13 protein-coding genes are annotated in these 16,426 nt (G+C 33.9%); 5 read left to right on the top strand and 8 right to left on the bottom strand.

Annotated features, from left to right (window positions below; translation table 11 throughout):
* Positions 1 to 84: 84 nt before the first annotated feature.
* The 4 genes from metA to H510_RS0116280 all read right to left on the bottom strand — a co-directional run bounded on the left by metA (position 85) and on the right by H510_RS0116280 (position 3,442).
* Positions 85 to 1,029 carry a homoserine O-acetyltransferase MetA gene (gene metA / locus H510_RS0116295; RefSeq protein WP_026905284.1) on the bottom strand — a complete coding sequence of 315 codons (945 nt, stop codon included), beginning with the start codon at positions 1,027 to 1,029 and terminating at the stop codon, positions 85 to 87.
* Positions 1,030 to 1,138: 109 nt separating this feature from the next.
* Positions 1,139 to 1,867 carry a ribonuclease III gene (gene rnc, locus H510_RS0116290; protein WP_026905283.1) on the bottom strand — a complete coding sequence of 243 codons (729 nt, stop codon included), beginning with the start codon at positions 1,865 to 1,867 and terminating at the stop codon, positions 1,139 to 1,141.
* A gap of 64 nt (positions 1,868 to 1,931) precedes the next feature.
* Positions 1,932 to 3,185, bottom strand: coding sequence for a beta-ketoacyl-ACP synthase II (gene fabF, locus H510_RS0116285; protein WP_026905282.1), 1,254 nt, complete (start codon positions 3,183 to 3,185; stop codon positions 1,932 to 1,934).
* Positions 3,186 to 3,205: 20 nt separating this feature from the next.
* Entirely contained in the window at positions 3,206 to 3,442 is a 237-nt protein-coding gene (locus H510_RS0116280) for an acyl carrier protein (protein WP_026905281.1), read from the bottom strand.
* Between the two features lie 145 nt (positions 3,443 to 3,587).
* Here H510_RS0116280 and H510_RS0116275 point away from each other — a divergent pair, with 145 nt between their 5' ends.
* The 3 genes from H510_RS0116275 (at position 3,588) to H510_RS0116265 (ending at position 6,171) form a co-directional block, all read left to right on the top strand.
* The gene (locus H510_RS0116275) at positions 3,588 to 4,004 is read left to right on the top strand and encodes an IPExxxVDY family protein (protein WP_026905280.1); all 417 of its coding nucleotides are present in this window, start codon (positions 3,588 to 3,590) and stop codon (positions 4,002 to 4,004) included.
* Positions 4,005 to 4,191: 187 nt separating this feature from the next.
* The gene (gene pyk, locus H510_RS0116270; protein WP_026905279.1) at positions 4,192 to 5,622 is read left to right on the top strand and encodes a pyruvate kinase; all 1,431 of its coding nucleotides are present in this window, start codon (positions 4,192 to 4,194) and stop codon (positions 5,620 to 5,622) included.
* A 150-nt stretch (positions 5,623 to 5,772) separates the two neighbouring features.
* Positions 5,773 to 6,171, top strand: a complete 399-nt coding sequence (locus tag H510_RS0116265; RefSeq protein ID WP_026905278.1) for a hypothetical protein — start codon at positions 5,773 to 5,775, stop codon at positions 6,169 to 6,171.
* Between the two features lie 226 nt (positions 6,172 to 6,397).
* Here H510_RS0116265 and H510_RS0116260 read toward each other — a convergent pair whose 3' ends face one another.
* Positions 6,398 to 7,375 (bottom strand): helix-turn-helix transcriptional regulator, encoded by a 978-nt coding sequence (locus tag H510_RS0116260; protein ID WP_026905277.1) that lies wholly within the window; start codon positions 7,373 to 7,375, stop codon positions 6,398 to 6,400.
* 145 nt (positions 7,376 to 7,520) lie between these two features.
* Here H510_RS0116260 and H510_RS0116255 point away from each other — a divergent pair, with 145 nt between their 5' ends.
* Both H510_RS0116255 and H510_RS0116250 read left to right on the top strand, forming a co-directional pair.
* A complete protein-coding gene (locus tag H510_RS0116255) occupies positions 7,521 to 9,509 on the top strand; it encodes a T9SS type A sorting domain-containing protein (protein ID WP_026905276.1) in 1,989 nt (662 codons plus the stop codon).
* Between the two features lie 356 nt (positions 9,510 to 9,865).
* Complete coding sequence (locus H510_RS0116250) at positions 9,866 to 13,180, top strand: vitamin B12-dependent ribonucleotide reductase (protein ID WP_026905275.1); 3,315 nt, start codon at positions 9,866 to 9,868, stop codon at positions 13,178 to 13,180.
* A 75-nt stretch (positions 13,181 to 13,255) separates the two neighbouring features.
* Here the strand turns inward: H510_RS0116250 and H510_RS0116245 are convergent, their stop codons facing one another.
* The 3 genes from H510_RS0116245 to H510_RS0116235 all read right to left on the bottom strand — a co-directional run bounded on the left by H510_RS0116245 (position 13,256) and on the right by H510_RS0116235 (position 16,373).
* Positions 13,256 to 14,686 (bottom strand): M48 family metalloprotease, encoded by a 1,431-nt coding sequence (locus H510_RS0116245; RefSeq protein ID WP_026905274.1) that lies wholly within the window; start codon positions 14,684 to 14,686, stop codon positions 13,256 to 13,258.
* 52 nt (positions 14,687 to 14,738) lie between these two features.
* Positions 14,739 to 15,527: a DUF4349 domain-containing protein gene (locus H510_RS0116240; RefSeq protein ID WP_026905273.1), complete on the bottom strand. Its 789-nt coding sequence runs from the start codon at positions 15,525 to 15,527 to the stop codon at positions 14,739 to 14,741.
* A 168-nt stretch (positions 15,528 to 15,695) separates the two neighbouring features.
* Positions 15,696 to 16,373: an MCP four helix bundle domain-containing protein gene (locus H510_RS0116235; RefSeq protein ID WP_026905272.1), complete on the bottom strand. Its 678-nt coding sequence runs from the start codon at positions 16,371 to 16,373 to the stop codon at positions 15,696 to 15,698.
* Positions 16,374 to 16,426 lie beyond the last annotated feature (53 nt).

The raw sequence follows: 16,426 nt of genomic DNA, 5'->3' as shown, positions 1-16,426 counted from the left end.
CATTTCCTTCGACTCCGCTCCCTGTGACAAATATGATTTTTGAGATAGTTTCCTGTTTTACTTAAATGGGTTATAAATACCTTCCTAACTATTCACTTTAATATCACCCAAATGTTCTACATCTTTTAAATCATAAGGTGTTTCTTGGTACACAAAATAGTTTAACCAATTATTGAAAAGTAAATTGGCATGGCTGGTCCAGCATACTAAAGGTGGGTTTTTAGGGTTATTGGCCACATAATAATTTTCTGGCATGGCTATTTCCAAACCTTTTTTAACATCTCTTTTATATTCTTCATGCAAGGTTAAAGGCGCATATTCAGAATGTCCGGTGAGGTAAAACTCGCGTCCGCCTCTGGAAGAAATGATAGCTACACCAGCATCTGCAGATTCAGATAGGATGCTAACCCCTTCTTTATTGGCAATATCCTCTTTTCGCATGGTGGTATGGCGACTGTGAGGGATAAAAAATTCATCGTCAAAACCTCTAAACAAAGGGTTGGTTTTTTCTGTTGCCCGATGTTTATAAACGCCAAATAGTTTTTTATCTAATGCAATTTTCTCTACACCGTAAAAATGGTAGAGTGCCGCTTGCGATGCCCAACAGATATATAAAGTTGAGGTTACATGTTTTCTGGCCCAATCAAATATGGTGGTAATTTCTTTCCAATAGGTTACTTCTTCGAATTTAAGCATCTCTACTGGCGCACCTGTAATGATCATCCCATCATAAAAGTTTTCCTTGATATCGGTAAAAACTTTATAAAACAGTTCAAGATGTTGTTCTGATGTATTTTTAGATTTATGCGAATCTAGCCTTAAGAAAGTTACTTCTACTTGTAAGGCATTGTTAGAAAGTAACCTAACAAAATCTGTTTCGGCAGTAATTTTTATAGGCATTAAGTTAAGAATGAGTACACGCATAGGACGGATATCCTGTGTATTGGCTCTTAAATCATTAATCACAAATATATTTTCCTTTTTCAGGATTTCTATTGCTGGCAGATTATTTGGAATCTTTACGGGCATATACTATTTCGCTTTTCTGCTTATTGAGCGGCAAAAATAACAAGATTAAACAGGAACTTAAAAATTAAAACAGTTTATGACATCAAAGAGAGATGAAATAACAAGAAGCTTAGATAGCTAATAGTTCGCAAGTTTTTTCGGCAGCTAATTTTTCGGCACTTTTCTTATTAAAATCTATACCAGTAGCCATAGGTTCGTTATCAATAAGCACTTGTATAGAGAAAAGTTTTGCATTATCTCCCTCTTGGTTGGGTATAAGTTCAAAAACAATGTCCTTAGAGTGTCTTTGGCACCACTCTATCAATTTACTTTTGAAATTAGTTTCGGTTTGTTCTAAAGTGTGGATATCAATATGAGGCTTGATAATCCTTTGGATAAGAAAATCTTTGGTGAAATTATAACCTTTATCTAAATAAACGGCTCCAACTAAAGCTTCAAAGGCATCGCCTAATAAAGAACTTTGTTTTGAGGTAATGTTTACGGTAGTAGGGTCAAATTCTATCAGCTCGTTAAAGCCTAATTTTTTACCCAATTGGTTTAAATTTACCCTGCTTACAATTTTAGAGCGCATTTCTGTAAGAAAGCCTTCTTCTTTGTAAGGGTACATTTTAAAAAGTACTTCAGCAACAACGGCTCCTAAAATGGCATCGCCTAAAAATTCTAATCTTTCATTACTGTTTTTTCCGCCACGTTTGATACCTAAAGCAATAGATCTGTGCCTGAAAGCCATCTTGTATAAAGAAAGGTTTCCGGGCACAAATCCTAATAAATTCTTTAGCGCCTTAACGTATTTACGGTCAGGAGAAAGATGTAATTTATAAATTCTTGATAAGGGCATTTATTTAAGCGCTGTACGTATTCATGAATGTATAGATTTACAGAAACGCAACAGTTTTAAATAACTAATCCTCGTACTTTTTAAAGATTACCGATGCGTTATGTCCACCAAAGCCAAAAGTATTACTTAAAGCAGCTCTTACTTCTCTTTTCTGAGCTTTATTGAAGGTAAAATTCAGCTTAGGATCAAAAGCAGGATCATCTGTAAAATGATTAATTGTTGGAGGTACTATGCCATGCTTAATGGCTAAAATAGAAGCTATAGACTCCACCGCTCCGGCAGCACCTAATAAGTGGCCAGTCATAGATTTTGTTGAACTAATATTCAGTTTATAAGCATCTTCACCAAAAAGACTTCCAATAGCTTTTGTTTCGCTAATATCACCTAGTGGGGTTGATGTTCCGTGAACATTAATATAATCAATATCTGCAGTGGTTAAGCCAGCATCGTCTAATGCACCTTGCATCACTAATTTTGCGCCAAGCCCTTCAGGGTGTGGTGCAGTAATGTGGTTTGCATCGGCGCTCATGCCGCCACCAACTATTTCAGCATAAATTTTGGCACCTCTTGCTTTTGCATGTTCTAAACTTTCTAAAATGATAGTTCCAGAACCTTCACCGGCAACAAAACCTTCTCTGTCTAAATCAAACGGACGAGAAGCAGTTTGTGGGTCGTCATTTCTGGTAGAAAGTGCATGCATGGCATTAAATCCGCCTATACCAGCTTCATTAATGATAGCTTCAGAACCGCCAGAAACAATAATATCTGCTTTATTTAACCTGATGTAGTTAAAAGCATCTATTAAAGCATTGGTAGAAGAAGCACATGCAGAAACGCATGCGAAGTTAGGACCTCTTAAACCGTATTTGATAGAGATATGCCCTGCGGCGATATCAATAATCATTTTAGGGATAAAAAAAGGATTTAATCTTGGTGTTCCGTCGCCTTTTGCAAAATCAGTAATTTCGTCTAAAAAAGTTTTTAAACCACCAATACCAGCACCCCAGATTACTCCAATTCTGTTGGTATTTAGTTTTTCAAAATCTAATCCAGCGTCTTTTACAGCTTCGTCAGTAGAGACTAATGCGTACTGTACAAACGGATCTAATTTGCGGGCTTCTTTCTTGTCGAGATAATTTTCAGCGACAAAATTCTTCAGCTCACAAGCAAATTTTGTCTTGAACTTCTCTGTGTCAAAACGAGTAATAGGAGCGGCACCGCTTACTCCGTTGATTAAACCGTTCCAATATTCTTCAACGGTATTACCAATCGGGGTAAGCGCACCTAGTCCTGTTACAACAACTCTCTTTAGCTCCATCTATTAGGTTAAGAGTTAAATTACTTTACATTTTTTTCCAAGTAAGCGATAGCCTGGCCAACAGTACTGATGGTTTCAGCCTGATCGTCTGGGATAGCCACGTTAAACTCTTTTTCAAATTCCATGATTAGTTCAACGGTGTCTAACGAGTCAGCACCAAGATCGTTGGTGAAAGATGCCTCTGGTGTTACCTCATTCTCGTCAACACCTAATTTTTCAACGATGATTGCTTTTACTCTTGAAGCGATATCAGACATAATACTCTATTTTAATGGTTAATTAATTCTGTGCAAAGAAAAATAAATTCTATTAAATATCAAACCTTTTTGTTTTTCCTCTAATTTTGACAAAAAGCAAGCCGTTTTATTTAAGGTTTCCAGTGCTAAATTAAACTTAATTATATTGAATAAGAAATTTTTAAAGCTAGAACTTGATTTTGATTTCATCTTAATCTCTATAACGTCTCCGCTTAAGGACTATAGACTATGCTATCACATCAATAAAAACTTACAATTTGAGTTCGAAAAAATAGAAGATTTAGAGATTACCTACACTGGTTTAGACACGAAGTATTATTCTCGTTACTTGTATCATGTGGATGAGTTTGCACCAGCATATTACCTTATTGCTAATAAAGGTTTAGGGGGATATTTGGTGCCAGAACTTAAAGAAACCGATTATTTTGTATTGATTAAAGAGTTTATTGATGATGAAGATTTGAGTTTTTTTCTGGAAGGATTGAAGCGAATAGAAGACATTCAGGTAGCTGTAGAAGTGAATCCTAGGAAGCTAAAATCAAAGGAAAATCTTATTTTTTAGCAGATGAATTTGAGTTGGTGTAAAAAATACACTACTTTTGAATTAGAATCTTTTTGTAGATTCAAAAAATAGTTAAACCAAAAGATCAGGAAAATATATGAAATCATCATGATTTTGCTAATTATTCCAGAAGGATATAGTTTTATATCATGAATGCTTCATCATTAATAAAAATTAAAAAAAGCAAATGAAAATTGTTCAAAAAAGGACCAAAATCGTAGCTACTTTAGGCCCGGCTACTTCAAATAAAGACGTTTTATTATCCTTAATAAAAGCCGGAGTTGATGTTTGTAGATTAAATTTCTCTCATGGCAAAGCAGAAGATCATCAAAAAGTGATTGATATTATCAGAGAAATCAATCAAAAATATAAAACCAATGTTGGTATTTTGGCAGATTTACAAGGTCCAAAGATTAGAATTGGTTTGGTAAAAGATGGTGGTATTAACCTGATTAACGGTACACAAATTAAAATTACAACCAATGAGTGTATAGGTGATGATAATCAAATTTATATCACTTATGAAACCTTTCCTCAGGATGTAAAAGCAGGAGAAATTATCTTATTAGATGATGGTAAATTGCAAATGCGTGTGGTAGAAACCAACAGAAAAGATACCGTTATTTGCGAAGTATTACACGGTGGTATTTTAACCAGCAGAAAAGGGGTAAATCTTCCAAATACAAAAGTTTCTATCCCTTCTTTAACTGAAGAAGATTTGGTAAACCTTGATTTTGCATTGGCAAATGATGTAGAGTGGATAGGTTTATCTTTCGTAAGAAAAGCAGAAGATATTATAGATTTAAAGCGTATCATTAGCAGAAGTGGTAAAACTTCTAGGGTTATTGCTAAAATAGAAAAGCCAGAAGCTATAGATAATATAGACGCTATTATTGAGGTTACAGATGGTGTAATGGTTGCCCGTGGAGATTTGGGTGTTGAAATGCCAATGGAGGAAGTTCCGGTTTTACAGAAAATGATTGCTCAGAAATGTAATAAAGCATCAAAACCTGTAATTGTAGCTACGCAGATGTTAGAGAGTATGATTACTACTCCGCGTCCTACCAGAGCTGAAGTGAATGATGTTGCAAACTCTGTGTTAGACGGTGCAGATGCAGTGATGTTGAGCGGTGAGACTTCTGTAGGTGAGTTTCCATTAATCGTTATTGAGACGATGAGCAAAATCATCAACCATGTTGAAAATACTTCTTATCCGTATTACAAAAACAAAGAATTAGACGAGAGCTGTCCAACTTATATGGCTGATGCGGTTTGTAGTTCTGCCGTATTTTTAGCAGATAAAACCAATGCAGAAGGTATTGTTGCGATGACATCTTCTGGATATACAGCTTTCCAAATCTGTAGTCACAGACCAAAAGCAGGTACTTATATTTTTACATCAAACCGTAATTTGTTAAATACCCTAAGTTTACTTTGGGGAGTAAGAGGTTTTTACTATGATAAGTTTGATAGTACCGATACCACCATTAGCGAGGTTAACAAAATCTTAAAAGCAGAGAAGTTAATTGAGTCTGGCGATATCATCATCAACACAGCGTCTATCCCGATTGAGAAAAAAGGAAAAACGAATATGATTAAAGTGAATGTTATTGATTAATAAATTAGCGTTTATATAAAGAAAAACCCAGCTGAAAAGCTGGGTTTTTTTGTTTAAAATATTATGGTTATTTTTAAAAAGGAGCTAAAATAAGCTTCTAAAAGTGTATCTGATTTTGTTATTTCCAAAACTTAAAAAAGTCTATACTTTATGAAAAATCTAATTGCCTATTTCGCTGTGTTTTACACAATAATATTGTCTAGTTGTGAGAAGTCTGATAACTTTAAAGACAATTGCTACCAAGCAAAAGTACTTAATAAATCTACTGGTTGCGGTGGGGTTATCCAAGTTATGAAAGGGAGTCCCAGTTTACCAAATTCTAAATGGATTGGGGACGAAGGTATAAAATATCAAAAGTCTTATGCAGTCAGGAGTTTACCAAGTGATTATACTGTAGGCAAAATAATCTATTTGAAGGTTAACGATGTAATAAAAACACCTGACGACCAAATTTTACCAACAATTTGTGGTTCTTTGCCTGAATATTCACTAGATATAGATCTAGTTGATGCTAACTGCGTAATTATAGAAGATTCTGAGGCGCTTTGAAATAAATTATACTACTTTATCATCAACACAGCGTCTATCCCGATTGAGAAAAAAGGAAAAACGAATATGATTAAAGTGAATGTTATTGATTAATAACCGATAAAATAGAAAGAGGCTATTTCAAAAATTAATATTTGAGATAGCCTCTTTTTTTATGTTAGTACGTTGTGATAGTTTTATCAAAATTTAAGCTAAAATCTTTTTTTTCTTCTGACTTAAGTTTAGACTAAGAAATTGCACTTGGTCTGATTTGAAATTCTTTGAAAAAGGCTCTTGAAAAGGATTGCGGGGTGTTATACCCATATTTCAAAGCGGCTTCAGTTATACTTATTCTATTTTCTTTGATATCATTAAATGCTCTTTGTAAAACTTGTTTACGATAAAATTTTATGATAGATACGTTAAATAGACTTTGAAAACCTGATGTAAGTTTAAATCTATTTATCCCATACTTTTTGCATAAGTTTTCTACAGAAATATCTTCTAAATCATAAGTGCTTAAATCGCTTTTAATTCCTTGAAGTTTCTTTATATCATCTGCAGAGAAGTATATTTCAGAATTATTTATACAAGAGATAGACTGGAAATAGTAAGCCATTAATTCGTAGGCTTTACACTCCAAATAAACTCTTCTAAAATTTTTAATAAGCCTACAATTTAAAATTTGTTTGATAATAAGGTTTACTTCATTGGTAATATCAAACAATTCGCCAGGTTGTTTACCAGAAAAGAATGCTTTTAAACAAGCTTCTTTTTCTTTTTTTTGAGTTTTATCAAAGAATTTATCTAAACATATATTAAAGGCTTCTTGATCGAATATTAGCGAAGCTACTTCAAAACGCTTTGATTTTTTATACTCTACTACGGATAGTTTACCATCTTCTTTAATAGCATAAATAAAAGATTGATTTTTTTTAAGGTTTACTTCTAAATTACCCTGTAGATGATGAGTTGAGTCTCCAGAAAGCATTAAACTGATTAAAATTTTATCCTGAAAATACTGACTGTATCTCATTTGATAAGTTTCTTCAGGTTTTCCAGCATAATAAGCTAATAAAACTCCAGAAGTTAATGGAATTAATGCAGTATGACTTTCGCCTAAAACAGGAGCCTTAAATTTGAGCATATCATCCTCACAATTTAATCTGGTTACCTCATCAAAAGGGTAATCTTTTAATTCTTCTACGAGTATTGGCGTTTCCATATTTAATTAAAATTTCCGGAAGGTTTTTGTTTTAAATATATAGGAAAATTTCAAAAAAATGCGTTTTGGATAAATCAAAATGCGTTTTGGGTAAACATTTCGACTGTGTGCGCTATAATTTTGAGCAAATCAAATTCAACTAAATATGAAAAAAATATTTACGCTATTTATCGTTTGCCTATCTTTTACCAAAATATCTGCACAAACCATTAGGTATGTAAAATCCGTTGCTTCTGGTACTGCCGATGGTAGCAGCTGGGTAAACGCCTCTTCAGATTTGCAAGCCATGATAGACCTCTCTATTGAAAATGATGAGATTTGGGTTGCTTCTGGTACATACCTACCAAGTAGTCTTATAGCGATAAGAGATGCTTCTGACTTTTCAAATCCAGCATCTAATGATAGAGATAAGACTTTTTTGATTAAAAAAAATATCAAACTTTATGGGGGATTTGCTGGTACAGAAACCGCCCTTTCTCAAAGAAATATTAGTAATAACGAAACCATACTGAGTGGAAATTTGGGTGATAATACAAGTGCTACAGATAATTCTTATCATGTGTTGTCTATAGTTACCCCAGTTGGGCAGAGTTTAAATAATTCTTTAGTTGTTGATGGATTTACCATCACAGGAGGTAATGCAAATTCAGGATTTGTTTATAATAATATTTATCCTAGATATTGGGGAGGCGCTTTATTTATTGCGGCTGATGATTTAAACCTTAATAATACACCTACCATAAACAATTGTAAATTTATAGATAATTTTTCAACAGCAGGAGGAGGGGCAATTGCAGTATTGGCCTTTAATCTCGGATCAGAATCAATAGAAATACAAAATTGTAGTTTTATAAATAATAGGTGTAATTACCAAGGCGGAGCACTTTTTTTCTATTATGATGGGGTAAATACTGGTGAATATAAGGCGAATATTTATAATAGCTATTTCGAAGGAAATTCAGTAAATAATTTTTTTCAAGGAGGTACAAATGGGGCAACTGGCGGAGCAATTTGTGGGTATAAACTAGGCGAATTAATTATTAACCGATGTATATTCAAAGATAATAGTACAACTGCTGGCTTTGCATCTACTGGTAATGGGAGTGCTGTAGGGTTATTGTTAGGAGCTAAATCTACCATCATTAATTCTTTGTTTTACGATAACGATAGAGCCGCTGTTTACAATAAAGAATCAGATTTGAACATTATTAACTCAACCTTATATAACACTAACGGGACATTAATTGAGGTTAACTCTGCTAAAAGTATCGCCCTAAATAATAGTATTATTTGGACAGATAATCCTATTCAAAATGCTATTACTAATGTGAATACAGCTCCTTTATCCTCAACTTTGAATAATAGTATTTTAAACGGCACCAATCAGCTGGCTTTTACAACACCTCCTGTTAATTTAATCAATACTGATCCACAATTTTTAAATATCAATACTAAAGATTTTAAGGTTGAACCAAACAGTAGCGCAGTTAATGCTGGTAATAGTAGCTTGTATAATTTGGTGGCATTTGGTAATATAGATTTATTAGGAAATAACCGGGTTGATAATCAAATTGATATTGGGGCTTATGAGTCACAAGGGACATTGCCTGTTACCTTAGTAAATTTTACACTCAAAAAAGAGTTGAATAGTGTTTTATTGGCTTGGCAAACAGTATCTGAGATTGATGCTAAAACGTATATAGTTTCACGTTCTAATGACGGGATAGCGTTTAAGGAATTAGGTAAAATCAATGCTAAAAATTTTCAACAAAATAATTACGTGTATGAAGATGATAAACCAAGTAACGGGATAAATTATTATCGATTAGAGCAGATAGATTTAAATGGCGAAATAAACCTTTTAGGGATAAAGTCTATAAGTTTTGAGTTGTTAACAACTGAAGTAAAAGTTTATCCAAACCCAACTACTAACGAGGTAATATTAAATTTTAATCAAGGAGATTATCAGGTTTTAAAACTTATTAGTAAAAGCGGGCAAATATTAGAAACCATAGCTGTATCGCCTATACAAAATGAAATGCGAGTTTCTTTGACCAAATACGCTAGTGGAATATATTACCTAAGTTTACAAGGAAAGGGAGAGAATTTTTTTAGTAAAGTGCTAAAAGAGTAGCTTTTATAAGTGAATGTTATTGATTGATAACTAAACGTTTTTTACATACAAAACCCAGCTCAAAAGTTGGGTTTTTTTATTTAAATATGACATAAATCATGTACCAAATACACTTATGTTTTTTACATATCATTTTTTATGAAAATATGGTGTAAAAAAGAAAATTTTTAGTTTTCCACACTTGTAAATATCTTATTATCAGTGTTTTTATGATAAAAACAACTCACAGGCAAATTTTATAAATCTACCTGTGGAAAACTCAAATCTGTTTATGTCTAAGTAGAAATTAAATTTGATAAAAACTCCTGTAGTTTTTTTAGCAAATAATCAGAATAAGAAAAATTAAAATATCAGTTATGGGAAAATCATCATCAAACAAGGCGGCTACGCCTACCGGGAAAGGGTTGAAATTTGATCGTTACTTTACAGTCGAGGGAAAAGATGTCTATGATCTTTTTACGTATGATAAAAGGTCATCGGTAATCAGAAACCCTTCTGGTGACGCAGTTTTTGAAATGAATGATGTTGAGGTGCCAAATACTTGGTCTCAAGTAGCAACTGATATCTTAGCTCAAAAATATTTTAGAAAAGCAGGTGTACCACAAGCTGATGGTTCTTTAGGATCAGAAAAAAGCATTAAGCAAGTAGCGCATCGTATGGCAAATTGCTGGAAGGTTTGGGGAGAGCGCTATGGTTATTTCGCTTCTGCTAAAGATGCGCAAATATTTTATGATGAAATTGTTTACACCATTGTTGGGCAATTAGCTGCACCAAACTCGCCACAATGGTTTAATACCGGTTTACATAGTTCTTATGGTATTACAGGTGGTCCTCAAGGTCACTATTATGTAGATCCAAAAACAGAAAAATTAGAAAAATCAACCTCAGCTTATGAGCGTCCACAACCACATGCTTGTTTTATTTTATCTGTAGAAGATGATTTGGTAAACGAAGGTGGTATCATGGACTTATGGGTTCGTGAGGCTCGTATTTTTAAATATGGTTCTGGTGTGGGTACCAACTTCTCTAAAATAAGAGGCGAGAACGAAAAATTATCTGGCGGAGGTTACTCATCAGGTTTAATGTCTTTCTTAAAAATAGGTGACAGAGCAGCTGGCGCTATCAAATCTGGTGGTACAACCAGAAGAGCGGCTAAAATGGTTTGCTTAGACTTAGACCACCCAGAAATTGAAGGCTTTGTAAATTGGAAAGTAGAAGAAGAGAAAAAAGTTGCTGCTTTAATAGCTGCGGGTTACTCTTCAGATTACGAAGGAGAGGCTTACAGAACCGTTGCCGGACAAAACTCTAATAACTCGGTACGTATTCCTAACGAGTTCTTTAGAGCACTTGAAAACGGTACAGGTTGGAATTTAACTGCCCGTTCTGATGGCAGAGTGATGAAAACCATCGACGCAAAGAAATTATGGGATGATATCGCTTTTGCAGCTTGGGCTTGTGCAGACCCTGGTGTACAGTATGATACTACCATTAACGAATGGCATACTTGCCCTGCTGGTGGTCGTATCAATGCTTCTAACCCATGTTCTGAGTACATGTTCTTAGACAATACAGCTTGTAACCTAGCTTCTATCAACTTACGTCATTTCTTTGATTTAAAGACTTTAGTTTTTGATGTAAAAGGTTTTGAGCATGCTTGTCGTATCTGGACAACTGTATTAGAAATTTCTGTTTTGATGGCTCAATTCCCATCTAAAGAAGTAGCGCAGTTATCTTATGATTACAGAACTTTAGGATTAGGATATGCTAACTTAGGCTCTATGTTAATGGTAGCTGGTATCCCTTATGATAGCGATAAAGCAAGAGCTATGGGTGGTGCTATTACAGCAATTATGACAGGTACTGCTTATGCAACATCCGCGGAGATGGCAAGAGAATTAGGTACTTTTAGTAGATACAAAGAAAACAAAGATAGTATGTTAAGAGTGATGCGTAACCACCGTTATGCCGCTTACAATGCTACAGATGCTTACGAAGGCTTAGAAATTGCGCCTCCAGGAATTGATCAAAAAGTATGTCCTGATTATTTATTATCAGCAGCTTGCAATGCTTGGGATAAAGCAGTAGAAATGGGTGAGAAATACGGTTACCGTAACGCACAAACTACTGTAATTGCACCAACGGGAACTATTGGTTTAGTTATGGATTGCGATACTACTGGTATTGAGCCTGACTTTGCTTTAGTGAAATTTAAAAAATTATCTGGTGGTGGTTATTTCAAAATCATCAACCAAGCGGTTCCTGCTGCTTTAAGAAACTTAAAATATAGCGAAGCAGAAATTGAAGCTATTGTAAATTATGCTAAAGGTGCTGCTACCATTAAAGGAGCGCCGCATATTAATCCTGATTCATTAAAGGCAAAAGGATTTACTGATGCTGATTTAGAGAAATTAGATAAAGCTATCATCTCTGCTTTTGAAATTAGCTTTGCATTTAACGTTTGGACTTTAGGTGAGGATTGTTTACAACGCCTTGGCTTTAAAGCTGAGCAATATAATGCTCCTGATTTTAATGTATTAAGATCTTTAGGCTTCAGCCGTCAACAAATTGCAGAAGCTAACGAATATATTTGTGGTACCATGACTATTGAGGGAGCTCCTTACTTAAAAGAAGAGCATTACCCAGTATTTGACTGCGCAAATAAAAATGGTGCTAAAGGTGTGAGATATATCCATGCACATGGTCATATTAAAATGATGGCTGCGGCACAACCTTTCTTGTCTGGAGCAATTTCTAAAACGATTAATTTACCTAACGAAGCTCAGGTAGATGAGATTAAAGATTGTTACGAGTTATCTTGGGCTTTAGGGTTAAAAGCAAATGCACTTTACCGTGATGGTTGTAAATTATCACAGCCTTTATCAACAAAATCTGATGCTAAAGAAGATAAACTGGATACAGTAGAAGAAGTTTTAGGTAAAGCTGCAGAATTAAAATTAAGTGACTTAACGCCAGAACAGGTATTAGAAGCAGCAAATGCCATTTTACAACGTTCTGAAGATACCAGCTTCATGAGACAACTCTCAAGGGTTGTACAGAAGAAAGTAATGCCTGCAAAAAGAAGAGGCTTTACCCAAAAAGCTAGCATCGATGGACAAACCGTTTTCGTACGTACCGGAGAATATACTGATGGTACTTTAGGAGAAATATTTGTGGATATGCACAAAGAGGGGGCAACTTTCCGTTCTTTGATGAACTGTTTTGCTATAGCCGTATCGGTAGGTTTACAATATGGTGTGCCTTTAGAAGAGTATGTAGAGAAATTTACTTTCACAAGATTTGAGCCTGCAGGTATGGTAAGTGGCCATGAGAATATTAAATCTGCTACATCCATTATTGATTACATGTTTAGAATGTTAGGTTATGAATATTTAAACCGTACAGATTTAGTTCATGTTATTACAGAGCAAAAAGCTATAACAGGAAATCCACAATTAGAAGATACAGATGTAAATACTGATGCTACAAACGTTTATACGCCAAAACCAGTTCAAGAAACTGTTGCTTCAACAGCTAAGAAAGGTTTGTCATTAGATATTTCTATGGGTGCACAGTCTGATGCTCCTGCTTGCAGCAGCTGTGGACATACTACCATTAGATCTGGTACTTGTTACAAATGTTTAAATTGCGGAACTTCTATGGGATGTTCTTAATTTAAAAATTGAATAAATTTAAAAGCCCTGCAAATCATCATTTGCAGGGCTTTTTTTTAGATATTATTGGTGATTTTATTGTATAACTTTAATCAGCATTCCTTTTTCAACTTTATCAGTTAATTCCATACCGTTTAAAATAGCATGTTCTTCCAGCCTGTTAGCCGCTACATTAAAAGCTTTGAGAGCTTGTTGTAAATTAACGTTTTGTGATACCGTTTTGATACGAATGCGTTCTGCTTTCTTGTTCAATTTATCGGGCTGTGATAAAGGTTTAAAACCTGTCATCGTATTTAAAAAAGCACTTTTATAATCGTTAAAATTGGTAGCAGACGCAATACCGGTAATGACATAAACTTGGGTTTGATATTTGATAAAATAGCTCAATATCTGAATTTCTTCTTGGTTTTCTTGTTGTTGCTTGCCAGATACAGTTATAGCAGATAAATTATTTATAGTGGTTTCAGAAGTTGTTACCACATTTAATTGATTTTTTTCAATAAAATTATCTGCGGCAGTTTGTAATTCTTTTTCTTCTGCCAGTTGCATACTTAGTAAAGCACCACCATCTTCTGGCGCCATTTGTACCATTTGTGGTGTATTTTGCAAATTCCATTTTGCAGGCGTAGGAAATTGAAACTTTAAAACAGGATGGTAAAACATGTTAGCTTCTTTGAAGCCTTGTCGTGGGTCTGGGCCATAAATTAAACCATCAATTTTTTTGAGGTAACTGTTACGGTTAATTTTAAATTGATTGGTGGCTAATTTTTCTTTCCACGCTTCGGCTAGTTCACCTACAACAAGATATCTATCTCCCGGATTTGGGTGAGTAGATAAAAAATCAGGTAACATTTGATTTTCTTTGGCTGATTTTCTTTCTAAAGTTTTAAAAAAAGAAGCCATTTCTTTGGCATCATAGCCAATTTTTGACGCATATTCCACACCCAACTCGTCTGATTCACGTTCTGCATCTCTACCAAATTTTAAAAAAAGTAAGCCTAGACCTTGCGAAGCTTCATTGCCAAATTTTGCTAAATCTGGTGCTATAATCATCCCTGCTAATAAACCAAGCTGACCCAATATAGCGTTACGTTGTTGTTCTACCGAGTGGCGAGCGGCAATATGTCCTATCTCATGACCTAAAACTCCGGCAAATTCGGCTTCATTGTTAAAATGAGCCATGATACCTCTGGTAAAATATACATAGCCACCAGGTACAGCAAAAGCATTAATGATATCAGAATCAACAATTTTAAACTCATATTTCAATTCTGGTCGATGAGAGATAGCAGCCATTTCATTGCCTTTTGTAGTGATAAATTCTTGCAGATTTTTATCCTCATACAAACCATACTGAGCAATAATTTGAGGGTCAGTCTCTTGACCTAAAGCAATTTCTTGCTCTGTAGACATTAATACGAGCTGTTTTCTGCCTGTTACAGGGTTTTCTGAGCAGGCGTTGATTAGAAGTAGAATAGTAAGGCTTAATAAATAGTATTTTTTCAAAACGATAATCATATTTTTCTAAGGGATCTCATAATTGATGCCATTTTATCTTTTACTTTTTAATATATTTCTTAAAAACAACGATTCCCAAAGCTACACACAACCATATCGGCCAGAGTGTGATTAAACCTAAAATTATAGACTTTAAAATTGAAAAACCTCCTTTTAAGGCATTAAAAATTTCCGTACTGAATTTTGGTGAATTGGAAATCGAGTTGGAAATTAGGGTAATTTCTATAGTGCTGTATTTAAGCTGTTTATTTAAATAGTTGAAATGATTACTTTCATTTTGTATACTGGATTTAATCTCATTTAGTTTAGCTTCAATTTCTATCATTTCGGAAACTTTTGAGGCTTTTGCTAAGAGCTCGATGTACCTCATTTCTAAAGCTTTATAAGAGTCAATTTTTAAAGCTGTTTCTTTGTATTCTTTTGTTATGTCTGTTCTTTTAATTTCTTTAAGAGTAATTTGTCCTTGGGTAAAGCTTAATTTATTAACAAACTCATCAAATCTTTTTTCTGGAATTTTACAATTGATGGTTTGTGTCAAATTATTCAAGGTGCCAGTTTGATTTTCATATTCTATATAGCCGTTAAATTTTAAGATATCATTAGATATTTTTTGATACAAAGCTTTAATACTATCTGTTTCAATGTTTATAGTGGCACTTTTTATTATCTTCTGGCTATTGTCAAATTTGTTGGTATTATCATTTTGAAGATCTTTAACAGGTGGTGAAATAGAAACCTCGCTAGTAGAATATTCACTTTGTTCTGTTGATTTATTACAACCTATTAAGGTTAGTGTTGATAGTGTTACATAAAGAATAATGTTTTTCATAAATAGTAAATTTAGTTTCTATTTATACTCATTATAGTAAGTAGGTAACCCTAATGAGATTATAGAATCCTGCTTACTCATATATCTTTTATTTCGTATAACATAAAGTATTTATTAGCTGTGCAGAAGGAAATTGATAAAGAAATTAAGTTTTAAAATCTGCTAGAGTCAGTTAAGATTAAACTTTTCTCTCTTTAATAGTACCTGCTTGTCGGTAAGAACAAGTATCATGATAATTAAGCCTAAAATTATGGCAATAAAGAGTTGTAATTTGGTGATGAAAGAGGAACTGGCTTGGCTTTTTCTAGACTCGGCCATGAGCTCTTTACCTACCTGTGTTTGTACCTGTGTAAGCTGCATTAAGTCTTTGTTGAGTTCATCATAAACAAAAATAGTGCGGTTTAAGTAGATGCTTTTTGCTTTTTCTTTATCTGTTAAAGAAGTAATAATTAAAGCTTGCTCTTCCTTTCTAAAGTCTTGTAAGTTTTTTTTTAAGTGAGCTAGGTAATTGGTTTCTGTTTTTACCAAAAAGGTGTTTTCATACTTGTTAATTAAGGTATCTAATTTAGCATCTGTTGCTTTCAAATATTTCGTTACAGCTTGTTGGCTAACATTATCTCTAAATAAGAAACTAAATAATTGTTGTCTTTTGTTTTGTATGTGGTTGGCTATCGTGTATAAATCAACAGCTGGAATTAGCCTGTCTTCGTAAATAGAATTAAATGATTTGGCTATTTTATTGATGTTATAGGATTCAATTAAACTAAAGATGATACTAAAAAACATCAAAATGGCCAGTGCTATAGCCAAACGTATCTTCCTTTGTATTGCAAAAGCTAGTTTCATAATTTTTAGGTTTCATTTTCAAGATACTGAATTTTAATAAAAGAAACCTTTAT

The sequence above is a fragment of the Pedobacter glucosidilyticus DSM 23534 genome (genome assembly GCF_000425145.1).
In the GTDB taxonomy this organism is placed as follows: Bacteria; Bacteroidota; Bacteroidia; order Sphingobacteriales; family Sphingobacteriaceae; genus Pseudopedobacter; species Pseudopedobacter glucosidilyticus.
This window is presented reverse-complemented; position numbering and strand designations above follow the sequence as displayed.